The following is a 23,701-nucleotide window of genomic DNA, read 5'->3' on the forward strand; positions in this document are numbered from 1 at the left end:
TGAAAATCCTCGATGCGGTTTTTCCCGTTTCAAGTGGTATATTTGTAGCTTGTATAAGACCTAAACCACAATGAAAGATAGCCAGGGAAAACTGTATAACCTCATCAATCTGGAAGAAATCAGCGGAGGAAGCGATGAGTTTATTGTCGAAATGACCAAATTATTTATCGATCAGGCCAGGAAGACCATTAGTGGTCTGAATGCTGCATTTGACGAAAAAAATTATACCGAAATAAAAAACCTGGCTCACCAGATCAAACCGAGCATTGACAATATCAAAATTGATATATTAAGCCCTATTATCAGAGAAATTGAGCAGCTGGCTGAGGCAGAAGGCCAGCCGGACAAGCTTTCTCCTTTGATAATGGAAACCAATACCGTGCTGGAAACAGTAATCTCCCAGTTGGAAACAGAGCTCGAAACAAGGAGAAAATAAGTGTCAGGGATAAAACGCCCGGAGCCTTCTTTCTACTATTCGAACATCGGCAGCTTTTCCCTGCTTCTCCAAAACCGAAGCCCTCAACCGGTGACAGTCCCCGGCGAGATAAGAATCAGGAAAGGATCTTACCGAAAGCGTAAGCAAGTGATAGGCACTGTCCAACTCGTCCTCTGAGCCGGACTCTAGAAGCGCCTTTCCTCTTTCGTAGTTGGACTTCCATTGCAAAGCTTCCGGACGCATCCTTTCTGCTTCCTGAAAAACCTCAAACGGTGGGATTTCGCCTGGTTCCTTTTTTGGCCTGATTTCAGGAACAGGTGCGGAAAAAAATGCAGCAATTGCGTCGAAGTAAGCCCTTGCTTCCAATCGATTGTATTTTTCCCTTTTAAGCCTGCGCTCTTCCCCGGGATGGGTGAAAAAAGATGCCTCGGCAATGATGCCCGGGATTCCGTAGGTTCCCCGGAGAACACTGGCCCCGGAATTTGAAAATATGGTATAATCCGAAACCAGGCTGAATGGCCCTTGATTTTCAAAGAGGGCATTCCTCAGGCGCTCAGCTACTATTTTTCCAAAATTTACACTTGCTGGATTTTCCAATGCACTACCATGAAAATAAACGATGGGAAAATTTACTGTCGGATCAGCAGTAGCATTGTGGTGAATGGAAACGAATATATCGGCATGGCTTTTCCTGGCCATCCTGCTACGGTCTTCCAGAGGAACAAAAGTATCGTCTGTTCTGGTAAGAACTACTGTGGCTCCGGCCTCCTCAAGCATTTCGGAGAGCACCAAAGCTACCCGTAGATTCACCCATTCCTCCCGCTCACCTGAAGGGCCTACCCGATATGAGTCTGTGGCTGCTGTACCGCCATGACCGGGGTCAATGCAGATTACTTTGCCGTCCAATGGAGGTACTGCTGAGAGGGCTGCCTTAGCCGGGTAATAGGAAACCAGGCTCCCAATGGCAATCAGCAGCAGCACGAACCCATGCCAAATTCCAGTATTGTTTTTCAAGCCTGATAGCGGCCCATCACACAAGAAATCTCGTTGACCAGAATATCGTTTCATGTCTAGCGGCTTTTAAGGCTCAAAGCGGCAACAGTATTAATCCTAAACGGACGAAGGTATATAATTGTCTACTTTACAGGTCCTTTTTCAATGGCCTGATCCCAAAATTATCCAGGCGGCAGACCATTGACAACCGCGGTGGCACGCAAGCAAGCGAACATCTTTAATTTTGCGCCTTGTCTCGCAATTCTTTAATTGATCTCCAGAACTTCTATCTCCGTTGCGGTCTCTGTCTCCACCTGCACCACCCTGGGCTTCATTTCTTCTCTGTTGATATCGGATATCCCCAACGGACTATCCAGGGGGATAAATGGGGCGATAACAATGGAAACAATGGAAGTCAGTTTGATGAGAATATTCATGGATGGCCCTGATGTGTCTTTAAACGGATCTCCTACGGTATCTCCGGTAACAGAAGCTTTGTGAGGCTCGGAACCTTTGTAATACATCTCACCGTTGATTTCCACTCCTTTCTCAAAGGATTTTTTGGCATTGTCCCAGGCACCACCGGCATTGTTCTGGAAAATACCCATCAAAACTCCGGACACGGTCACTCCGGCCAACATTCCGCCTAAAACTTCGTGACCAAAAAGAAATCCAACAATAATCGGAGCCAAAAGGGCTATGGCACCCGGCGCCACCATTTCCCGGATGGAGGCTTTGGTAGAAATCTCCACACATTTTTCGTAATCCGGCTTTTCGGTATAGTCCATTATTCCCGGCATTTCCTTGAACTGCCTTCTCACCTCATTCACCATGTCCATAGCTGCACGCCCTACTGCCGCTATTGCCAGAGATGAAAAGATAAAGGGTATCATGGCCCCAACAAACAAGCCTGACAAGACGTCTGCTTTGTAAATATCAATGGTAGAAATGCCTGATATACCTACATAGGCAGCAAACAGTGCCAGGGCAGTCAAAGCCGCTGATGCAATGGCAAATCCTTTACCGGTAGCAGCTGTAGTGTTGCCTACCGCATCCAGAATATCTGTTCTTTCCCTTACTTCTTTGGGAAGTCCCGACATTTCTGCTATTCCTCCCGCATTATCCGCAATCGGTCCGAATGCATCTATGGCCAATTGCATGGCCGTAGTAGCCATCATCCCGGCTGCTGCAATGGCCACACCATACAGTCCGGCAGCCATGTAGGAGGAGAAAATACCACCCGCAAGCACCAGAATCGGCAATACAGTGGACTGCATACCCACTGCCAGACCACCGATGATGTTGGTAGCGTGGCCGGTAGAGGATTGCCTGATGATTGAATTAACAGGCCCCTTGCCCATGGCTGTATAATGTTCTGTAATGATGCTCATCAGCGCTCCCACGATCAGTCCGATAAAAACCGCACCAAAAACCCCCATTTTTGTAAATGCTATGGAGTTTAACCGGGACATCACCAGGTCTCCCTCGGGCAACATGTAATCGATGACAAAAAAGGATGCCGCTACCGTCAACAAGATGGAAATCCAATTTCCCCTGTTCAGGGCTGCCTGAACACTGCCTGTCTCAGATGATATTTTTACGAATACTGTACCGATGATGGAGAAAACCAATCCCAGTCCGGCGATGACCAGTGGCAACAATACCGGGGCGATACCTCCGAAATTATCATTGCTGACGATTTCACGACCCAGCACCATCGAGGCCAGTATGGTGGCCACATAGGATCCGAACAAGTCAGCGCCCATTCCCGCTACGTCGCCCACATTATCGCCCACATTATCGGCAATGGTAGCCGGGTTTCTAACATCATCTTCGGGTATACCCGCTTCTACTTTACCTACCAGATCAGCTCCTACATCTGCCGCCTTGGTATAGATCCCTCCACCTACTCTGGCAAAAAGGGCGATAGATTCAGCTCCGAGAGAAAAACCGGCCAAAACCTCCAGCGCGGTCTCCATTTCGTGACCATTGACATCGCCTCCGGAGGACAATACAAACATGTGATAAAAGATGATGAACAAACCACCCATACCCAAAACGGCAAGTCCGGCAACGCCCAGGCCCATGACGGTGCCTCCTGAAAAAGACACATTTAAGGCTTTGGCAAGGCTGGTTTTAGCCGCTTCAGTGGTCCTTACATTGGCTTTGGTGGCGATTTTCATTCCAAGGTATCCGGCAAAGGCCGACAGTACGGCTCCGATAATGAAAGATACCGCGATGACCGGACTGGAATTGTCCAGCAAAGTACCTGACCAGCCGAGGATAATTGCGGCGATCACAACAAAATATATCATCACTTTCCATTCCGCTTTCAGGAAGGACATGGCTCCTTTGCCAATATATCCGGCCAGTTCCACCATATTTTGTTCGCCGGACGGTTGCCTGTTTACCCAGGCAGATTTAATGGCCATCACCACCAACCCAAAAATACCCAAAAAAGGGACCAAATAGAGAAATAATTGTTCCATATCAACTATTAAAGAAACACACAGATTTTTTAATTTCGACAAAGATATTATTATTCCCAATCCTTTCAAGGAAGAATTTGCAAAAGATACAATTGGCAATGCCATTACCTCAGATTGGCGCTTTTCTGATCAAAAATTCTGACTTTTTGGAGTAATTCAATGAATTTTTCAGGTTTTTTTAGCAAATTAACCCTAAACACTTATTCGGAAGACAGCCTTGCCTGTGTCCATCGCATTATTTTACCATTGGTCCATTTTGCATTAAAATTTGTCAGTAATTTCAAGCTAATTTGTCCCGAAGCTAATCCCACGTGCATTATGAAAAAACCGGTAGTTTATTTCTTTCATCTTCTTTCCTCCTTCTTCCTGTTCAGCCTTCCCCTTTACACTGCCTCTCCGCAGTCTGCAGATACACTAAAGCGAGAAGCTTTTCTGGAGCAGCTTCAACAATACAATCGACCCCATCCGCGACCTGATCAACGGACGAGAAATGTTTTCTCCTCCTTTGAAAGACTAAGCTTCCGGGACAGCACCTGGGAAGCCTGGCAGCAAAGGACAGGAGAATTACCTCCTGATTTTGACACCTTGCCCTCACTTCCATTCCTGCCGGATCCTCTCATCCTGAATGAGGGAGACAGACCTACCAGGGTTGAAAGCATGGATCAGTGGCATGAAAAAAGGGCTTGGATAAAAGAGCAGGTGAAACTTTTGCTATCCGGAACCTTTCCGGATCCTCCGGAAAACCTAACATCGGAGATCCTTTCCGAACACCATGAGGGTGAGATCAGGGTCCAGACGATCCTGCTGACATTTGGATCCCATGAAAAAGCACGCCTGACGCTCGAAGTGTTTACACCACCTGGTAAAGGGCCCCACCCGGTATTTATGAGTCAGTGGAACCATCGGGGATGGGTGCAGATAGCCGTAAGGAGGGGCTATATGGGAGTCATCTACGCTGGTGCTGATGTGTTTGATGAAACCATTCATTACCAGGAAGTATATCCCGGCTATGATTGGTCTGCATTGATGACAAGGGCCTGGGGCGCACAAAGGGCTGTGGACTACCTGCATACCCTTCCAGAAGTAGATAAAGACAGGATAGCGCTAACAGGGCATTCCAGAAACGCCAAGCTATCGATTTTGGCTGCCGCTTTTGACCCAAGGATCACAGCATTGATCAGCAGCAGCGGTGGCACTGGCGGAGAAATACCCTACCGGTATACGGATGAAAGACATGAAAACGAATCCATCGATTTTTTAAATTCCATCCGCCCGCAGTGGTTTCATCCCAGATTGCGGTTTTTCAACGGCCGGGAACACAAATTGCCCATCGATCAAAACTCCCTTATGGCTTTGATCGCTCCCAATTCCCTATTGCTGAGTTCTTCTATCCGGGAAGCCGGTGGTGGCGACCCCTGGGCCATCGAACAGCAATTCGAGTCCCTGAAAAAGGTATATGACTTTCTCGGCGTACCCGAAAAACTGGGATTGCGGTTCAGGGATGGGAAACATGCTGTTGCAGCCAGAGATATTGAAGGCTACATCGACTGGCTGGACATACAATTTGGTCGTTCCGACAAGAACTGGGAAAACAGGAGATATTATACGTATGACTTTACGCGGTGGAAGGATAATAGAAACCAGCTACACAACTCACCCAAACAACCCCATACGCTGGCCTCTCTGATAAAAAACGGTCGGACGATGGATCCCCCTGACTTTCTGGCCTGGCAGAAAGAGGTAAGAGAAGCACTTTCGTGGACGCTCGGAGTACAGCCAGAAGGAATAGCTGCTTCCCCAATTGAAAATTTAAGCAGCAAGAGTGACTACCTGGACCTGCTTCTTGACCGACCTACGGTGGACAATGGATTCAGGCGCAATATCGCGCCCTACAACGCACTGGGTGATTACCAACATGGAGCTTTATACCTGCCCGAGCAGGTACAGACTGACTATGGCAGGGAAAAAAATACAAAAATACCGGTGGTCATATACCTGCACAAATATACCAATACAGGCTTTGGCAGAGAGATGAACGAATTTATTGAAGGTTGCCTCGCAAAAGGAATGGGCGTCCTCACCATGGATCTCCTTGGTTATGGCAGTCGCATCGAAGAAGGTACCGAATTTTATGACCGGTATCCCGACTGGTCTAAAATGGGTAAAATGGTCAAAGACACCCGTGATGCGGTCAGGGCATTGGAGCAGTTGACATTTATAGACAAAAGTAACATCTATCTGGCAGGCTACGCTTTGGGTGGTACGGTAGCACTGATCACAGCAGCACTGGAGGACAGAGCGGCCGGGGTAGCGGTAGCTTCCGCATTTACGCCGTTACGGGAGGCCGGGCCAGAAATGGAGGGGATAAAGGCTTTCTCACATCTTTATGGCCTGGTGCCCAGGTGGGGATTATTCCTGGATCAGCCATCGGCCATGCCGGTGGACTTTCCGGAGATGCTCGGGGCACTTTTACCCAGACCCCTGATGGTGATCAGTCCGGAGCTGGATCGTCATGCCGATCTGGACGCCATCAACACCACCCTAGCCAATCTGGAAAAATTATCAGACCAGGTCGGAGCCGAATACAAAGGTATGCAGTATATACCAGGAGGATTTATCCGATTCAGTAAATCGTCACAAAATGAAATGATAGAATGGATTTACCAGCAGACAAAAAACAGCAATGAATAAGCCGAAATTTACCCTAGCCCTTATCGTAGGCCTGAGTTGCCTGTTTTTTTACAGTTCGGTAGCTGCGCGCCAGGGAATGTCCCTGGATGAAAGCCTATCTCTGGCGGTATTTGATGTGGATGCTACGCCGCCGGTGGGTAGTATGCTGGCATATGACCGGATGGAAAACAGAGACAACCTGGGCCTAAGGGCAAAGGGGATTATCGTAAGCGGTAGTGGGCTTCCCATTGTGCTCTGTGCTATTGATTGGATAGGAATAGCCAACGAAAGCCAGGATGTCTTCAAATCCCGCCTGGCAAAAGCTGCATCAACCATTCCTTCGCGGGTAGCCGTACATGCTGTACACCAGCATGATGCACCTATCAGTGATTGGTCGGCGGAAAAAATCCTGGTTGACTCAGGCCTGGATCCGCAGGCTTTTGACAGTTCATTTGACCGGGTATTGTTGGATCGGCTGGAGGAAGCCATCAAGGCTGCTTTGTCCCGTTCCAAACCCCTGACCCATGTCGGTACCGGAAAGGCTGAGGTAAGGCAGGTGGCCTCAAATCGCCGCATCTTAGGTCCTGACGGCAAAGTAAGCCATTTCCGTAGCTCTTCTACCAAAGACGCTGCTATAAGGGATTTTCCGGAAGGCCTGATAGACCCGGAAGTTTCTTTGATCAGTTTCTGGAACGGCGATGAGCCGCTGGCGGTACTGAGTTATTATGCGGTACATCCCCAAAGCTACTACCTGACGAAGATCGCCAATCCTGACTTTCCGGGAATCGCACGCTACATGCGCCAAATCTCCGTACCGGAGGCCCTGCATGTACATTTTAATGGTGCCGGAGCAAATATTGCTGCAGGGAAGTATAATGATGGATCAAAAATCAACAGGAGTCTGCTGGCCGAAAGGTTGGCTGCAGGAATGGAACAAGCCTGGGAAAACACCAGTAAACAAGCCCTGAACTCAGGGGATATTTTCTGGCAACAAGAACCAGTATTGCTTCCCGCCGACGAAAGCATTGCAGGTATTGAACAGGAGATGCACAGCCAAAATGCCCGTTGGCTCACCAATAACATGCAAAAGCTGGCCTGGTACAAGCGGCAGCAGATGGGCAGGAAGATTGACATCGGTTGTCTGACTCTGGGAGACACGCGGATATTGCATCTACCCGGAGAGTTGTTTGCGGAATATCAATTGGCCGCCAAGGCCGAAAGACCCGACCTCTTTGTTGCCATGGCTGCCTATGGGGATTACGGTCCCTTTTACATCGGCACAGCAGATGCATACCCGCAGGGAGGGTATGAAATCAATGCAAGTCCCGTGACTGCCGAATCAGAGTCTGTCATCATGACGGCGATCAAAAAACTGCTCCACCAGCCCCATCCGCAACAAGTATGGTCTAATCCTTACCTGCTGCGCACCGAAAGCGAAATTCCCCTCAAAACACTGGAGGAATGGGAAGCCAAAGAGAAAGGATGGCAAAACGATATGGCTTCGATCATGGGAACACTTCCATCCCGCGAAAATCTCATTGTACCACAACTTACCTATCTGGACTCTATTGCAGCGGACAATTTTACCAGATATCACGTTAAATTCAAGTCCGATCCGAGAAATGATGTTACCGCATACCTGTACCTTCCCCACCAAAGTAAAGACCGCCCTGCCATGTTGGTGCTCCACAGCACGGGTGAAGGTGGTAAAAAAATTGTGGACGGGGAGGGGCCTTTGGAAAACAGGGCTGTGGCCAGGGAGCTCGCCGGTAAAGGGTATGTCGTCATGGCGCCCGACTACCCCAGTTTTGGCGAACAAAAAAATCATGATTTTTCCAACGATGGCTTTCCTTCCGGTACGTTGCTTGGCGTATGGAATCACATGCGCTGCATTGATGTTTTGAGCGAGATGCCGGCAGTAGACCCCGATCGCATTGGTGTGATCGGGCATTCGCTGGGTGGCCACAATGCCCTTTTTGTGGCGGCCCATGATCCGCGGATCAAGGCCGTGGTGAGTAGCTGTGGCTGGACACCTTTCAGCTACTATGATATTGGCGATGCCGGCAGCAAAAAATACGGCGGCCGCCTTGGCCCCTGGGCTCAGGACAGATACATGCCCGCTATCAGAAAGCATCTGCCGGATGCCAGGCTGCCCTTCGACTTTACAGACATCATTGCCATGATCGCACCAAGGCCTGTTTTTACCAATGCCCCCGTAAAGGACAGCAATTTCTCGGTCGAAGGAGTTAAGCATGCCATTGCTCAGCTCAGGCCGGTGTACCAGTGGATGGGATTTCCGGAACACCTGCAAGTACGGTACCCCGATGCAGGCCATGATTTCCCGCCGGAAGTCAGAAAAGAAGCCTACGCTTATTTGGATGATTTCTTTGGATTTAGCAAGGTAAAAAAATATTAAACGAATAAACCGGGTCAAATTGCTACGGGATTAGTGAAAAACACCTTCCATTTGTGGAAAATTAGTTTCGATTTACCCAATTTAATTCAATATTGGACTTTCAAATTCCCATATAGATCAGATATTGTGGGTTCAAACCTGCCTGACGAGAGAAAGGCACAATGCTCTATATCTGCAAGGCCATAAAGAAAAGATAAAAACACATGAAAAGTACTGCCTGCTATACCCTTTTACTGCTTTTATTTACAGGTATTCAATCCTGTACAGAAGACAAATATGCTGGTCCCCTAAGTCCGGAAGCTTCAATGGCTACCTTTGATATGCACGAAGATTTTGAGGTACAGCTATTTGCTGCTGAGCCTCATATCAAAGATCCTGTAGATCTTGTATTCGATGAAGCGGGTACCGCCTATGCGATAGAAATGCCAGACTATCCCTATAAGCCAGAGGAAGGCCAGGGCAAAGGAGTTATCAAAAAACTGTTAGATGAGGACGGTGACGGGCAGATAGATGCCGCTGTCATTTTTGCTGAGGGAATAGCAGATGCCACCAGCCTGATGCCCTGGAAAGGGGGCTTGCTCGTCACTGCTGCTCCTTATATTTATTACATGAAGGACGAGGACGGAGACGGTGTGGCGGACAACAAAGAGATATTGTTCTCGGGCTTTTTTGAAAATAACTCGGAGGCACAAATTACTAACCTGCGCCTGGGTGTAGATAACTGGATCTATGCGGCAAATAACGGACAGAGAAGTGATGTAAAGTTCAGAAACAGTGCAGATACCGGCGCTCTATCGCTCCAGGGTATGGACTTCAGGTTTCGGCTGGACAAGGAACTGTACGAGAAGGAAAGCGGGACAGCTCAGTTTGGGCAAACATTTGATGATTGGGGCAATAAGCTTTTTACTCAAAATACGCTGCATATTCAACAGGCCGTCATTCCAGGCAGATATCTGGAAAGACACGGCCATTTGTCCAGTAAATCTGTAAACCAAAATATTTCCGACCATGATTTAGAAATGTTTCAAATGACCCCTCCCCCCTATTGGAGAGCAGAAAGAACCAGAAGAAGAAATAAACAGTACCAGGAGCAGGAACTTGACCGGGTAGAGTATGCTGAAGACCATTTTACGGGTGCTTCGGGGGGGACGATCTATGATGGTAGCGGTTTTCCCGAAGAATTCTATGGAGATCTTTTTACCGGCGATGTAGCGGGCAATCTGGTACACAGAGACCGTTTGGTGCTGGATAAAAATAGCCCCATCCTTGTGGCGCATCGGCCCGCTGAGGAAACCGAAAAGGAATTCCTGGCCTCCACGGACCCCTGGTTCAGGCCGGTAGGCTTTACAGTGGGACCCGACGGTTTTCTTTACCTGGTTGATTTTTACCGGCAGCATATCGAAACCCCGGTATCCATCCCAGATGACCTGAAGGAAGAAATGGATTTTATGAATGGTGAAAATCACGGAAGAATTTACCGCCTCGTTCCAAAATCCTCTCCCAGGCCAGATGAAGTAATTCCGGATTTTTCTCAAATGGATGCGGCGGATCTGGTCGCCCAACTGGCGCATGAAAACGGGTGGAACAGAACTACCGCGCAACGGTTGATCCTGGAAAACCCCAAACAGGAATATATTCCCCACTTATCGGAATTGGCCGGCAAAGACGACCCAAAAGCACAGGTTCTGGCCCTCCATTTGCTTAAATCGCTGGATGCACTGAGGGCCGGGATGGTGGCCGGTGCGTTAGCAAGTGATCATTGGGGACTGGTAAAAAATGCATTGATTCTCGCAGAAGATTTTCCTGAATTGAAGGAAGAAATCTCATCGAAAACAGCCGATGAAACACCAATTGTTGCGCTGCAGGCCATTTTAAGTCTTGGAAATTACGAAGGCAATCTCGCAGTTGAGAAATTGGCCGCTGCCTTGATAGATAAAGGCTCAAACAAATGGTTTCGCACGGCAATCCTCAGTTCGAATGCCGGCTCAGGAGTTGAAATACTTGAAGCGCTTAAAGAAAATCATGATTTCTTCGCAAGTACCGAGGGATGGAAAAATGATTATATCAAAGAGGTATCCCACATCATGGGCGCCAGAGGGGAGGAAGAAAGCGTTGACGCTTACGTCAATCTTCTGTCTTCTCTGGAGGAGGACAATATGAATCATTGGAAAAATATCGGACTTGAGCACTTAAAAGCAGGGCTTGAAAAGTCCAGTAAACGCCATTCTGAAAAGCTGGCTTTGATATTAAACAAACTCGAGAAAATAAATGATTACGCCGGATTTCCACTTCAGGAGCTGATGGCCAATCGTTAAGCAACACGATACATGCATAGAAGAATATTTATTCAAACCCTGCTAGGTTCCTCAGGATTGGTTTTATTGAATTGCGGAAGTCCTCAAAAAGAATACAGTCTGGAAGATATTACGGATTGCGACGATCTCAGCGGTCTGGATGAGGAAGAACTGGAGAAGAGGAAGAGCCTGGGATATGAGGAAGAGACCCCTGTTTCCGACAATCGCTGTGACAATTGCCAACTGTATCTGCCCCCGACTGAAAAAAGAAAATGTGGCGGCTGCCAGCTATTTAAAGGCCCCGTAAAACCCGGCGCTTACTGCACATATTGGGCACCCCGGGTGGAAAATGCCTGAAATCTTTTGAGGCTTGCAGGAGAACAATTACCTGACTGTCTTCGTTTTCCGTAAAAAAGGTAAATTATGGATAAGTCCCTGATCCCCGTCAGTCTGGTAAGTGGATTTCTGCTGGTATACGTTGTGGCAGTAGCGGTAAATCTGAATACAGCATTCATCCTGCTGATGTTTGCTGTTTCTCCGATCCTGATGATATGGATGGTAATAAAGGTTCTCAAAGCAGCTTTTGATCCAACGCATACCTTTGAGGAAAAATGGTATGAAGACCAGTAATGCCCTCTGCATTAAAACAGCCCTGGAATGGCAAAATAGTAAAGATTTTGATATCTTTAAGGAAACTATTTGCGCCAAAATAAAGCTGTTAGATGAAGAGATTAATTGCATTACTTGATTTTTCTGAATATTCCGTTCCGCTCATACAAATGGCCTACCAATGGAAGGTGCATTATGGGATGAAATTGGTCTTTGTCAATAGGGTACCAGGTATGATACCTACTGTAGCCGACAAGACCACCCGAAAGCAATTGATCAGCTTTGAAAAAGAAGAAGCAAAAAAGAATTTTTTGGACCTGTTGGATAAAACAAACCTGAACCATTCGGATGATATATTTCTAGCCATCGATAAGCCGTTGGTTCCGTTTTTGAAAACCTATCTGGAACCCAACGATGTGCTTTTTTTGGGTTTGAAGGGGACGGGCCCGTTAAAAAAATTCCTTATAGGCAGCACGGCCACCAATATCATCAATCAGTTGAACCATTTGTTTGTAGGCATTCCAAAAACCATCAATCGAAGTATCCCGGAGAAATTGGTTGTGGCCTGCCATCCCAAATATCCAGTTAACGAAATTGCATTAAAACGTCTTTTGGCGAGCATCGGAGACCATCTGGAGGAAGTAGAATGGCTAACTATCATCAGTGACCAATCTGAAGAGGAGGAAAGCCAGTCCTATTTGCAAAAGCTGTCCGGTAATTTCACCGGGAGTTGGACCCATCGCCTAAACATCTATATGGGAAAAGATGCCGTGAAGGAGATCAAATCTACATATGGGCATCAAAAGGAAATATTTATCGTCCTGCAGAAAGGGTCCAGAAACTTAAATGATCAACTTTTCAGAAAATTATTCATCAATGACCTGATTCATGATGGAAACACACCGCTTATTATCTTACCCTAATGAATTGGCTTGGCGAGCTTGCAGCAAACCCGTTTTATGAATTTGCCATAATACTGTTTCTGGCAGCACTTTTAGGCGGTGCAGGACAGCTGCTCCGGCAGCCGCTTATCGTTATGTTTATCGCGTTGGGAATCCTGGTAGGCCCCTCGGTTTTGGATGTGGTTTATTCGAAAGAAAACATCCATCTGCTGGCAGAGGTGGGCATAGTCATTTTATTATTTATAGTAGGTCTGAAGCTGGACCTCAGGATAATAAAATCCGTAGGTAGGGTGGCCTTATTAACAGGATTGGGACAGGTGCTCTTTACCTCCTTCATTGGATACCTGATTGGAATCGGCATGGGGTTTAGCCATATCCATAGTTTCTACGTTGCAGTTGCCCTTACGTTCTCAAGCACCATTATCATTGTCAAATTATTATCGGACAAAAAGGAAATTGATTCGCTACACGGGCAGATTGCAGTAGGCTTTTTGATTGTCCAGGATATTGTGGTAATTCTTGTCATGATCGTTTTATCCACCATGCGGCAGGAAACTGAATCTCCCTTGTGGCAAGCGATTTTGCAGACTGTTCTTTCTGGTGCGGTACTCCTCCTGCTGACCTGGCTAGCCATGAAATGGCTGATCCCCGGGCTCAGTAATTTTCTCGCCAGGTCTCAGGAGTTACTTGTGTTGTTTGCGATTGCCTGGGCAGTATCCCTGGCCTCCCTTGGCGAAGTAATGGGGTTCAGCGGAGAAGTGGGGGCTTTCCTGGCTGGCGTTAGTTTAGCTTCCTCTTCATTTAAAGAAGCAATAAGCAGCAGATTGGTAAGCCTGCGGGATTTTCTATTGCTGTTCTTTTTCGTAAACCTGGGTGCCGAGCTGAATTTTGATGTGATCGGCAATCAGGTGGGAACAGCTTTTGTTTTTTCTTTTTTTGTACTCATTGGCAACCCCATTATCGTTTTGATCATCATGGGCATAATGGGATACAAGAAGCGGACTTCATTTCTTGCAGGTCTCACCGTGGCGCAAATCAGCGAATTCTCTCTGATATTTGCAGGGTTGGGACTCAGTATCGGGCATATCAATGAGGAAGTAGTGGGGCTGATAACTTTGGTTGGCCTTATTACCATCGGTCTTTCTACCTACCTGATCCTGTATTCACATCCGCTGTATGAATTTCTTTCGCCGCTCCTGCGCATTTTTGAACGCAGGAAAATTATCGACCCCTTCATTGAGGATAAATCAGATAAGGCCTATGACTTGATTATCCTGGGTTTTGGCAGATTTGGAAGTAAGATCGCAGATATACTGGATCAGCAAAAGGAATTCAGGTACCTGGGAATCGATTTTGACCCGATGGTGGTACGACAGGAAAGGGAAGCAGGAAGAGATGTGGTTTTTGCCGATATGGAAGATCCTGAAATATTTCATCAAATCCCCTTTAAAACCGCAAAATGTGTGATATCAACAGTGCCGCTATTAGACCCCTCAAGGCATCTGGTTGAAACGCTGGTAAACAACGGATACGCAGGGAAAATCTACCTTACCGCGCTAAGAGCGGGCGATCTGGCTTTGTTTGAAAAAAGCGGAGCTGACAAAGTATTGATCCCACACCATATGGCGGCCACCCATTTTTACGAGTCCTATCTGCGTAAACAATTATCAGACAGGTCAAAATGACCCGTTGATACCTTTTAAATTACGTTTAAAATCTCGTAACCTGCTATCTCCATCAATGACCAGACATTCCAATCCGGCTATTTCCGCAAAATCCTCTAAGACTTCCGTGTCCAGGTTCTGGCTGAAGCAGGTATGGTGCGCACCGCCAGCTAAAATCCAGGCAGTGGCCGCAGTTTTAAAGTTTGGTTTTGGGCGCCACAGGCTGCGGGCCACCGGTAGCTCGGGAAGATCCCTGGGGGGAATGACCGCCTCCACTTCATTGATGACCAACCGGAACCTGTCACCTAAATCTATCAGAGATGCGTTGACAGCATCTCCCCCTCCTGCATTAAAAACAAGCCTTACCGGGTCTTCCTTTCCTCCTATACCCAGCGGATGGATTTCGCAGCGGATAGGTCCTTCGGCAAGGCTCTCGTCTACTTCCAACATGTGTGCGCCAAGTACCATTCCGCCCTGCTCTTCCAAATCGTAGGTATAATCCTCCATAAATGCATTGCCCCCCGGCAATCCGGTACCCATCACCTTCATCGCACGAACCAATGCCATGGTTTTCCAATCGCCCTCTCCCGCATACCCATAGCCCTGTGCCATCAGCCGCTGCACAGCGATACCCGGAAGCTGGCTCATCCCGTGCAGGTCTTCAAAGGTATTGGTAAAGCCACGGAACGATCCCTGTTCCAAAAACTGCTTCAATCCCAACTCTATCCTGGCTGCCTCCCGCAACGATGCCCTTGCTGCGCCTCCGTTTTTTAATGCATCCGCCAATACATACTGATCCTCATAAACGCCAATCAAATGGTCTACTGCCTGCGCATCTACTTCATTTATGTGGCCTACCAAGTCACCTACCCCGTAGGTATTTACAGAAAAACCAAAAAGCATTTCGGCCGAAACTTTATTGCCTTCGGTCACAGCTACCTGACGCATGTTGTCTCCAAATCGGACAAATTGAGCTCCCTGCCAATCGTGCCAGCCACAAGCCGCCCTACACCAATTGTCAATTTCCACACGTACCTTTTTGTCTTTCCAATGCCCTGCAACAACCTTTCGGGGGATTTTCATCCGTGTGCAGATAAACCCAAACTCCCGGTCTCCGTGGGCGCTTTGGTTCAGATTCATAAAATCCATATTTATGGTATCCCAGGGTAGTTTGGAATTGTATTGGGTATGCAGGTGCAGGAGCGGCTTATAGAGAATTTTCAATCCATTGATCCACATCTTGGCCGGAGAAAAAGTATGCATCCAGGTGATCACACCGATACAGTTTTTTTGGGCATTTGCCTGGGCAAATACTTCCTGAATCTCCACCGCAGTGGTAACAACGGGTTTAAATACCAGGTGAACCGAAATTTCTTCGGACGCATCCAATGCCGCAGCCATTTCCCTGGAATGGTTGGCTACCTCAGCTAGTGCCGCCTCTCCATACAGGTGCTGACTGCCTGTAATGAACCATACCTCATATTGGGATAAACTCTTCATGAAACCAATCTTATATTTTAAATGTCATAATTACACCTTAATTTTGAGAATTAAAATACCAATCGAAAAAATTTTCAGGTTCCACATAAATACAATATCGAAATTCAATATTTAATGCTCAATTTACGCCACTGTCAAAGAAATCCAGCGGCTCTGGAAATATTATTGCCGAAGCCATCCTTTTTTCGGATATTGAGCGCCATTGGCAGCAATTAAAAATACTATCCTTTTTGACGATGCTTAAACTGGCCCATTGTTTCCTATTAATGTATTTCGCCTATTCCAATGTTTTCGCTCAGATGGCTCAGGAATACCGAATAGTTACTGATATGGGCAATATAGACATTGAACTCTATTCGGATCAAGCTCCGGAAACTGTGGCAAACTTTCTCCGGTACCTAAGCAATGGCTTCTATAATGATACTGATTTTTACAGGGTTTGTACCCCCGAAAATGAAGCGGGTAGGGAAATAAAAATTCAGGTGATACAGGGGGGCATGGTTTCTGAGAAGAAACTATTCCCGCCCATAGATCTGGAAACTACCCAAAAAACAGGTTTACGGCATCAAAACGGCACCATTTCTATGGCGAGAAGTGGTCCCCATACCGCTCAGAGTAGTTTTTTTATTTGCATCGGAGACCAACCGGAACTGGACTATGGAGGAATGCGCAATCCGGATGGTCAGGGTTTTGCTGCTTTCGGTAAGGTGGTAAGAGGGATGGATCTGGTAAAACAAATTCAGGTGATGGAAAACACGGAACAGTACCTACAAAAACCGGTTGCAATCCGGCAAATTAAACCACTGGAAAACCCATAATTAGATGAGTCTGCAAATTAAAATTTGTCTTTTTTTCGTATTCGTACATTGTCATGTTTTTTTGGTAATGGTGTGGCGGATGGAGAAAGACCAGAATTAATGATCAATACCCAAACATGGGCGGCAGACGGATGGCTTGAGGTAGTACTTTAAAAAATTAGATTTTGAATAAGGAATGGATGAGTGTGACACCAACAAAAGACGAAAATTATGTCAGGTAGATATACAGAATTAAAAAGAGAATGTTACGAGGCCAATATGCAATTGCCCCAGCTCGATCTGGTGGTGTACACCTTTGGCAATGTAAGTGCCGTAGACCGCAAAGAAGCGGTTTTCGCTATCAAACCCAGCGGCATACCCTATGAGCAGCTTAAGCCAGAGGATATCGTCATCGTCGATTATGAAAACCGGAGGGTAGAAGGCGCCATGAGACCCTCTTCAGACACGAAAACCCATGCCTTTCTGTACCGGGAATGGTCGGATATCGGGGGAATTTGTCATACCCACTCCACCTACGCGGTATCCTGGGCTCAGGCGCAGATGGACATACCGATTTTTGGTACCACGCATGCTGACCACAATACCAGCGACATTCCCTGTGCAGCACCAATGGCCGATTCCCTAGTTGCGGGAGATTACGAGCATATGACGGGACATCAGATATTGGATTGTTTCGAACAGAAAAAAATCTCCTACAAGGAGGTGGAAATGGTACTGATCGGCAATCATGGGCCCTTCACCTGGGGAAAGGATCCTGCCAAAGCAGTGTACAACAGCCGCGTATTGGAAGAAATCGCCCGCATGGCCTACCTTACCCTGCAGATCAATCCCAACGCACCAAGACTTAAACCAGCATTGATCAAAAAACACTACGACAGAAAACACGGTAAGGAGGCTTATTATGGACAAGAAGGCTAACAAACAAAAACCTCCGGAGCAATGCTCCGGAGGTTTTAACACTTAAAAAACCACCAACCTTTAATTAAATCTAATCAATTGCTCTTGCGAACAACAGCATTTAATTTATCTGCCAATAAATACATGACAGGTACTATTACTAACGTCAAAAAGGTCGCAAAGGTTAACCCAAATATCACCGTCCAGGCCATGGGGCCCCAGAAATCTGCATTGTCTCCACCAATGTAAAATTTCGGGTCAAAAGAGGACAGCAGACCATAAAAATCAATGTTCATTCCCAGTGCCAGTGGGGTCAAGCCCAGTACTGTGGTGATGGCGGTAAGCAATACGGGCCGCAACCTGATTTTTCCTCCCTGGATGATGCTATCGAGCAGATCCTCTCTGCTCAGAAAACCATCCTCCGGAATGTCCAGTTCCTCTCTTTTTCTCATCCTGACCAGGTTGGTATAGTCTATCAATACAATTGCATTGTTTACTACAACCCCGGCCAGTGAAATGATGCCGATACCGGTCATGATGATCACAAAATCCATATTAAAGGCCAGCAAACCCAGAAACACACCTATGGTGCTGAATACCACGGAAGCCATGATGATAAAGGGTGTAGTCACCGAGTTGAATTGGGCCACGATGATGAGAAAAATCAAAGAGATGGAAATGATCAGTGCCCTGGTAAGAAATTCAGCAGATTTGGCTTGCTCTTCCTGTTCTCCTGTGAAGCTGACATCGATACCTTCCGGAACCTCGAAATCCTGCATCAGTTGCTTGATCGAGTTGTTGATCTCTGTAGCATTAAATCCATCATTGACATTGGAAAATAAGGTAATCACCCTTTCCAGATCTTTTCGCTTTACCGAACCATAGGTCGAGCTGTATTCCAGGCTGGCAACTGAGGATATGGGTATTTCTTTCTGATTGCCGAATTTATCCCGGAAGCTTATTTTTTTATTCAGTAAAGTACCTATATCGTAGCGATATTCGTCTGCCAGGCGCAATTGGATTGGGTAATCGTCTTCTCCCTCTTTAAATTTGGAAACCTCCAACCCAAATAAAGCGGTACGCAATTCATTGGCTATGGTGGATGTAGACAGGCCAAACCTTCTGGCCTTTTCCCTGTCGATATCGATGATCAGTTCGGGATTACCCAGCTCAAGGTCTGTCTTTAATTCTTCTATACCCTGTATACCAGACTCGTTGATCTCCTCGCGCATCTCATTCACATAGGTGATCAATTGCTCAAAATTCTCACCACTGACCTCAATATTGATGGGCTTTCCTACGGGAGGACCGTTTCTTTGTTTGTCCACGGTCACCAGCACTCCGGGATATCCTTCCGCCAGGTTTCGGATCTTCTCCATGACTTCATTGGTATTCACCCCTTCGCGAAACTGGTACTCTACAAATCCAATGGTGATCTTTGCCTTGTGGGGTGTCTTGGCCTGGCTGGGCCCCTCCAGTGGATCACCGGTACCCTCTCCCACTTGTGTAATGACCGACTCTATGATATTGTCATATGGCTCCAGCAATTCGAATAAATCATCCTCCAACTGATGTACAAAATCATTGGTGGCCTCGATATCTGTTCCTATCGGCTTCTCCATGTAAATGCTTACCAGAGCTGGCTGATTGTCGGGAAAAAAGAGCACTTTGGGAGCCCTTACAACTAACAGCACCAGCGATACCAACAACAACAACACCGTGCCGCCAAAAAACAGGTAGGGCTTGGATCCACTCAGTGCAAAGTGAAGGGTCTTCTCATACAGATTTTCAAGTTTGACCAAAAACACATTTTGAAACCAACGGATCGCACTTCTAAGGGCAAAGACGTTAAATATTGTCAGAAGCGCTCCTAAAAACAGCAAGTTTCCCAGAGCCATCCAGCCGGCAAAATAGCAGATGATCGCCATGGAAGTCAGTATTGCTGCCACGATCATGGGCTTTTGCACCGGTTTTCGTTTGTCCACATCCTGTACTTTCATGTACAATGCGGTGAGCACCGGGTTAATCACCAATGCTACAAATAAAGACGACGACAAAACAATAATCAGCGTGATCGGAAGATATTTCATAAACTCCCCAATGATGTCGTCCCAAAATGCGAGCGGCAGAAATGCCGCCAGCGTGGTAGCTGTAGAGGTAATGATCGGCCATGCCACCTCGCCTACGCCTTCCTTAGCAGCACGTACTGCAGATTTACCCTCCTGCATGAGCCGGTAGATGTTTTCGACGACGACAATACCATTATCGACCAGCATCCCCAGGGCAAGAATCAGCGAAAACAATACCATCAGGTTCAGGGTAACGCCCAGCGAGTTGAGCACCAGAAAGGAGATAAACATGGAAAGCGGAATAGCGATACCAACGAACAGGGCATTCCTGAATCCCAGGAAAAACATCAGTACCAGTACCACAAGGATCACGCCTGAGACAATGCTGTTTTCCAGATTGTCTACTTGTGATCGGGTAGCTTTAGACTGATCATTGGTAATGGTCACCTCCAGATCTTCCGGAAAACGGTTGATTTTAACATCTTCTATCAGTGCTTTGATTTTGTCTGAGGCGTCCAGAAGATTTTCACCGCTTCTTTTTACCACATTGATGGTTACCACCGGAAGTTTATTACTTCTTGCGTAGCTTTCCCGCTCTTTGTAGGTATCGTTTACAGAGGCCACATCTCTCAGGTAGACGATCTTGTTATTTTCCGTTTTGACAATCACATCCTCCAATTGCATGGGATCGGTAAATTCACCGGCAATACGTAAAGTCCTGCGGAAATCTCCGGATAAAATATTTCCTCCTGAAATGGTCACATTCTCATCCGATACGGCAGCAGAAATATCCGAAAAGGTGACCCCGTTGGCCTCCATTTTATAAATGTCTGCATTGATCTGTATTTCCCTTTCGATCGTGCCGCTCAGGTCTGCACTGGAAATCTCTGAAAGCTTTTCGATCTCGTCCTCCAGAAACTCTCCGTATTTCTTGAGTTCCTGCTCGGTATAGTTGCCGGAAATATTGACATTCATGATAGGAAACTCCGAGGTATTGATTTCCAATACGTCCGGATCCCTGTCCAGGTCAGAAGGAAGTTCGCTTTTGGCCTTGTCTACCGCATCCTTTACATCCTGAAGAGCTTTGGAAATGTCAACGTTGGGATTAAACTCTACTACGATGGAGGAAAAATCCTGGATGGAAGTGGAGCTCACATCCTTGAGGTTGTTGATAGATTTGAGCTCCTTCTCTATAGGTCTGGTAATCAGGTTTTCCATATCTACCGGAGAGTTTCCCGGATAGGCAGTACCCACATAAACCGTGGGTATTACGATTTCCGGAAAACTTTCCTTGGGCATGGTCCGATAGGCATACATACCCAGAAACGTAATGATAAAAGTCAGGATGACCACGCTGGTCCGGTTGTTTACCGAAAGCGTTGAAATCCCAAATTCCCTGATCAGGCCTTTTTTTGGTGTGTTTGATGTATCCATAAATGCCCTACGATGCGATGTTTACATTAAAATTATCTCCGACTTCCCTGAAACCCTTGTCTACCAATGTTTCTGAGCCATCCAATCCTTCCAGAATCTCTGTTTCCCCTTTAAAGGTCATGCCCCTTTCCACATATTTTTTCCGGGCCATCCCTTCTTCGACTACAAACACATAGCTACCCCGGTTGTCCTGAAGGATCAGATAGGTTGGTACTGTTACTGCCTCCGGATTTTCGTAGTCCTTGATATTCAGGACAGATAGCATGTTGGGTTTTACCAGGTCCATTCGCGGGAGGAATACTTCTACTTTAAAGGTGCGGTTATCAGGATTGATGACGCTTCCTATCGCGGTCACCTTGGTTTTCAACGACTTGTCTATAGAGGGAAAGCGGATATTTACCGAATCGCCTCGCTCCAGGATCCCGATGTATCGCTCAGAAATGTCGCCTTCAATGAAAAGGTCGTCCTCACCGATCAGGTTAACGATAGGACTTCCCGGCTGCACCAGCTCACCCACACGAACGAGCAACTCTTCAACTGTGCCATTGAATGGAGCTCGCACTGTAGTTCTGTCCCGCTGCAATTCCAGTGAGGCCAGGTTTTTCTCCAGTGTCTCCAACCGGTTTTTGGCTTCCAGGTATTGCATTTCGGTACCGATCTGCTGTTCCCAAAGTCTTTCCTGCTTTTCAAATACAGTCCTTGCCAGTTCCATCTGCGTTTGAATTTCTGCGATGCTCCTATCTACCGATTCGGCATCAATCCTTGCAATCACCTCGCCCTTCTTTACAGACATGCCTTCACGGGTGACGATCTCTTCAATTCTTCCGGATAGCTCTGCACTGATATTGACATTCTTTTTGGACAATACCGAACCGGTAACCTCTACAAAGTGCTCAAAATTACCGCGGTCAGGCTGTGCAGTAGTGATCAGAACTGATTTTCGTTGATTTTTCCTGAATTCGGGATCCAGGCGGGATATTTCTTCCTCCAACTCCTCAATTGAAACCTTTAAAGCCGCAGCTTCTGACTTAAAGGAGTCCAGTTGTTTCTTTTTTTCTGCCAGCTCGTCTTTGGGCTCGGCGCAGGAAAATGCCCCGGTCAGCAGGGCCAGTGTCAAAAATTTGATGGTATTTTTCATATAATTGTGAGGTGTCTTTCAGTTTATTTTAATATTCCCAGTGCTTTTTCCAAATCCACTTTCGCGATAAACGCGTCATAAAGGGCCGAAAAATAATTCGTTTCAGCTTCCTTGAGTGCAGTATCGGCTTCCACCACCTCGAGGTTTGAACCTACCCCTTCCTGATACTTTATTTTTGCCATATCAAATACCTCCATGGCCATATCCCTGTTTTCCCGCTGCACATCCAGGGCCTTCAAGCTATTCGTAAGGTTTTGCCGGGCCTGAAATTTCTCCAGAGCAATATTCTGAAGGGTAAATTCCTTCTGTACTTCCAGCTGTCTGAGCTGAACCCTGTTCTGCTGAATTTTGTACTTCTTGGTCAAGCCATCAAAAATGGGGATCTGTAGAGTTACTCCAAGTATGGAACCCGTGAACCAATCACCCGACCAAAGATTGGAAAAGCTTCCCCCAAAAGCATTTCGCTGGAATGTATAATTGGCATCAAGCCGTGGCATGTATTGAATTTGATTGTTTTTTAAATCCAGCGTGGCGAGTTCGTAGTTGGTATTGATCTGTTCTACTTCTACCCTTGGCTGACCTTCTTCCATGAGCAAGCGGTCTGCATCCAAAAGGCTTTCGAGTGCCGTAATTTCGTCTACCAATTGAATATCCTGATCTTCAGGCATACCCATTTGTAATTTCAACAATCGCAAGCTAACCGTTTTAGCAGTTGAGGCCTTGTCCAATTCTGTCTGTATGTTGTTCCGTTGCACCCTGATCCGGGTAACATCGATTTTCTCTACAAAACCCTCATCAAATAAAATTTGTGTCTCTCTGAGTAAGGTATCAATCCGGCCCAGGTTGGCCCTTACCAGGGTTTCTCGTTCCTCACTTACCAGTACTGAATAGTAGGCCTTCTTTACGTTTTCGATCACCTCCAGTTCGGTAAATTCCCTATCCACCTCTGCCAGTTGCTTGTAGGTTTTGGCGGCCTGTAGCCCGATAAAGTAGGAGCCGTTAAAAATCATCTGAGACACGGTGGCCGTCAGCCCTGCCGAATATTCGGGAGAAAATTGAACCCCTATAAATTCTCCTTCAGGGGCATCCGGATCGAAAAACATCGCTGGAAACGGTGAAATGGGAACGATCAGGTTCTTGGTCGCACTCACACTCGTATTGATTTGCGGCAGGCCTTCTGCCCGTCGCTCGCCTACAAGGCCTCTGGCAGCCTCAATCTCCAGCCTGGCATTTCTCGCATCTGCATTATTTTCTAAAGCATAAGTGACACTCTCCTCCAGCGTAAAAGGGATTTCCTGAGCCTCTGTCGTTGTAAACCAATAACCATTTAGCAAAATGCTTATTGATAGCATTACAAATTTTACCTTCATAA

The 23,701-nt window shown here is 46.7% G+C and carries 16 protein-coding genes; 10 read left to right on the top strand and 6 right to left on the bottom strand.

All coding sequences use genetic code 11. The features are described from left to right. The first annotated feature begins 70 nt into the window (after window positions 1-70). On the top strand, window positions 71-436 hold the full coding sequence (locus tag BUB19_RS13050; protein ID WP_073095002.1) for an Hpt domain-containing protein: 366 nt from the start codon (window positions 71-73) through the stop codon (window positions 434-436). A 3-nt stretch (window positions 437-439) separates the two neighbouring features. Here the strand turns inward: BUB19_RS13050 and BUB19_RS13055 are convergent, their stop codons facing one another. Together BUB19_RS13055 and BUB19_RS13060 are read right to left on the bottom strand one after the other, a co-directional pair. Beyond that, entirely contained in the window at window positions 440-1,504 is a 1,065-nt protein-coding gene (locus BUB19_RS13055) for an N-acetylmuramoyl-L-alanine amidase family protein (protein WP_084097274.1), read from the bottom strand. 191 nt (window positions 1,505-1,695) lie between these two features. Continuing rightward, window positions 1,696-3,918, bottom strand: coding sequence for a sodium-translocating pyrophosphatase (locus tag BUB19_RS13060; protein ID WP_073095135.1), 2,223 nt, complete (start codon window positions 3,916-3,918; stop codon window positions 1,696-1,698). A 318-nt stretch (window positions 3,919-4,236) separates the two neighbouring features. Between BUB19_RS13060 and BUB19_RS13065 the strand changes: the two genes are divergently transcribed. From BUB19_RS13065 to BUB19_RS13095, 7 genes are all read left to right on the top strand, one after another. Then, window positions 4,237-6,609 carry an alpha/beta fold hydrolase gene (locus BUB19_RS13065; protein ID WP_073095003.1) on the top strand — a complete coding sequence of 791 codons (2,373 nt, stop codon included), beginning with the start codon at window positions 4,237-4,239 and terminating at the stop codon, window positions 6,607-6,609. After that, window positions 6,602-9,004, top strand: coding sequence for an alpha/beta hydrolase family protein (locus BUB19_RS13070; RefSeq protein ID WP_073095004.1), 2,403 nt, complete (start codon window positions 6,602-6,604; stop codon window positions 9,002-9,004). The genes BUB19_RS13065 and BUB19_RS13070 overlap by 8 nt, the downstream gene beginning before the upstream one ends. A 203-nt stretch (window positions 9,005-9,207) precedes the next feature. After that, entirely contained in the window at window positions 9,208-11,319 is a 2,112-nt protein-coding gene (locus BUB19_RS13075; RefSeq protein ID WP_073095005.1) for a PVC-type heme-binding CxxCH protein, read from the top strand. 12 nt (window positions 11,320-11,331) lie between these two features. Then, entirely contained in the window at window positions 11,332-11,655 is a 324-nt protein-coding gene (locus BUB19_RS13080) for a high-potential iron-sulfur protein (RefSeq protein ID WP_073095006.1), read from the top strand. A gap of 66 nt (window positions 11,656-11,721) precedes the next feature. Then, window positions 11,722-11,928: a hypothetical protein gene (locus BUB19_RS13085; RefSeq protein WP_073095007.1), complete on the top strand. Its 207-nt coding sequence runs from the start codon at window positions 11,722-11,724 to the stop codon at window positions 11,926-11,928. Window positions 11,929-12,020: 92 nt separating this feature from the next. Then, entirely contained in the window at window positions 12,021-12,830 is an 810-nt protein-coding gene (locus tag BUB19_RS13090; RefSeq protein ID WP_143156030.1) for a hypothetical protein, read from the top strand. Continuing rightward, entirely contained in the window at window positions 12,830-14,494 is a 1,665-nt protein-coding gene (locus BUB19_RS13095; RefSeq protein ID WP_073095009.1) for a cation:proton antiporter, read from the top strand. Before BUB19_RS13090 ends, BUB19_RS13095 begins: the two co-directional genes overlap by 1 nt. Here BUB19_RS13095 and araA read toward each other — a convergent pair. Further along, window positions 14,486-15,973 carry an L-arabinose isomerase gene (gene araA, locus BUB19_RS13100; RefSeq protein ID WP_073095010.1) on the bottom strand — a complete coding sequence of 496 codons (1,488 nt, stop codon included), beginning with the start codon at window positions 15,971-15,973 and terminating at the stop codon, window positions 14,486-14,488. The genes BUB19_RS13095 and araA overlap by 9 nt on opposite strands. Before the next feature lie 236 nt (window positions 15,974-16,209). Here araA and BUB19_RS13105 point away from each other — a divergent pair, with 236 nt between their 5' ends. Together BUB19_RS13105 and BUB19_RS13110 are read left to right on the top strand one after the other, a co-directional pair. After that, window positions 16,210-16,791, top strand: a complete 582-nt coding sequence (locus tag BUB19_RS13105; RefSeq protein WP_073095011.1) for a peptidylprolyl isomerase — start codon at window positions 16,210-16,212, stop codon at window positions 16,789-16,791. A gap of 210 nt (window positions 16,792-17,001) precedes the next feature. Next, window positions 17,002-17,709 (top strand): L-ribulose-5-phosphate 4-epimerase, encoded by a 708-nt coding sequence (locus tag BUB19_RS13110; protein ID WP_073095012.1) that lies wholly within the window; start codon window positions 17,002-17,004, stop codon window positions 17,707-17,709. A 74-nt stretch (window positions 17,710-17,783) separates the two neighbouring features. Here the strand turns inward: BUB19_RS13110 and BUB19_RS13115 are convergent, their stop codons facing one another. From BUB19_RS13115 to BUB19_RS13125, 3 genes are read right to left on the bottom strand one after another with little or no spacing between them, the layout of a single operon-like run. After that, on the bottom strand, window positions 17,784-21,191 hold the full coding sequence (locus BUB19_RS13115; protein WP_073095013.1) for an efflux RND transporter permease subunit: 3,408 nt from the start codon (window positions 21,189-21,191) through the stop codon (window positions 17,784-17,786). A gap of 7 nt (window positions 21,192-21,198) precedes the next feature. After that, window positions 21,199-22,329 (bottom strand): efflux RND transporter periplasmic adaptor subunit, encoded by a 1,131-nt coding sequence (locus BUB19_RS13120; RefSeq protein ID WP_073095014.1) that lies wholly within the window; start codon window positions 22,327-22,329, stop codon window positions 21,199-21,201. Window positions 22,330-22,352: 23 nt separating this feature from the next. After that, window positions 22,353-23,699 (bottom strand): TolC family protein, encoded by a 1,347-nt coding sequence (locus BUB19_RS13125; protein ID WP_073095015.1) that lies wholly within the window; start codon window positions 23,697-23,699, stop codon window positions 22,353-22,355. Between the last annotated feature and the right edge of the window lie 2 nt (window positions 23,700-23,701).

It is taken from the genome of Cyclobacterium lianum (genome assembly GCF_900143075.1).
Classification (GTDB): domain Bacteria; phylum Bacteroidota; class Bacteroidia; order Cytophagales; family Cyclobacteriaceae; genus Cyclobacterium; species Cyclobacterium lianum.

Excerpts from the sequence above, each read along its gene's own strand:
- BUB19_RS13105 (WP_073095011.1), top strand. The coding sequence starts at position 16,210 with ATGCTTAAACTGGCCCATTGTTTCCTATTAATGTATTTCGCCTATTCC.
- BUB19_RS13085 (WP_073095007.1), top strand. The coding sequence starts at position 11,722 with ATGGATAAGTCCCTGATCCCCGTCAGTCTGGTAAGTGGATTTCTGCTG.
- BUB19_RS13080 (WP_073095006.1), top strand. The coding sequence starts at position 11,332 with ATGCATAGAAGAATATTTATTCAAACCCTGCTAGGTTCCTCAGGATTG.
- BUB19_RS13115 (WP_073095013.1), bottom strand. The coding sequence starts at position 21,191 with ATGGATACATCAAACACACCAAAAAAAGGCCTGATCAGGGAATTTGGG.
- BUB19_RS13120 (WP_073095014.1), bottom strand. The coding sequence starts at position 22,329 with ATGAAAAATACCATCAAATTTTTGACACTGGCCCTGCTGACCGGGGCA.
- BUB19_RS13055 (WP_084097274.1), bottom strand. The coding sequence starts at position 1,504 with ATGAAACGATATTCTGGTCAACGAGATTTCTTGTGTGATGGGCCGCTA.
- BUB19_RS13090 (WP_143156030.1), top strand. The coding sequence starts at position 12,021 with ATGAAGAGATTAATTGCATTACTTGATTTTTCTGAATATTCCGTTCCG.
- araA (WP_073095010.1), bottom strand. The coding sequence starts at position 15,973 with ATGAAGAGTTTATCCCAATATGAGGTATGGTTCATTACAGGCAGTCAG.
- BUB19_RS13050 (WP_073095002.1), top strand. The coding sequence starts at position 71 with ATGAAAGATAGCCAGGGAAAACTGTATAACCTCATCAATCTGGAAGAA.
- BUB19_RS13095 (WP_073095009.1), top strand. The coding sequence starts at position 12,830 with ATGAATTGGCTTGGCGAGCTTGCAGCAAACCCGTTTTATGAATTTGCC.
- BUB19_RS13065 (WP_073095003.1), top strand. The coding sequence starts at position 4,237 with ATGAAAAAACCGGTAGTTTATTTCTTTCATCTTCTTTCCTCCTTCTTC.
- BUB19_RS13060 (WP_073095135.1), bottom strand. The coding sequence starts at position 3,918 with ATGGAACAATTATTTCTCTATTTGGTCCCTTTTTTGGGTATTTTTGGG.
- BUB19_RS13070 (WP_073095004.1), top strand. The coding sequence starts at position 6,602 with ATGAATAAGCCGAAATTTACCCTAGCCCTTATCGTAGGCCTGAGTTGC.
- BUB19_RS13110 (WP_073095012.1), top strand. The coding sequence starts at position 17,002 with ATGTCAGGTAGATATACAGAATTAAAAAGAGAATGTTACGAGGCCAAT.
- BUB19_RS13125 (WP_073095015.1), bottom strand. The coding sequence starts at position 23,699 with ATGAAGGTAAAATTTGTAATGCTATCAATAAGCATTTTGCTAAATGGT.
- BUB19_RS13075 (WP_073095005.1), top strand. The coding sequence starts at position 9,208 with ATGAAAAGTACTGCCTGCTATACCCTTTTACTGCTTTTATTTACAGGT.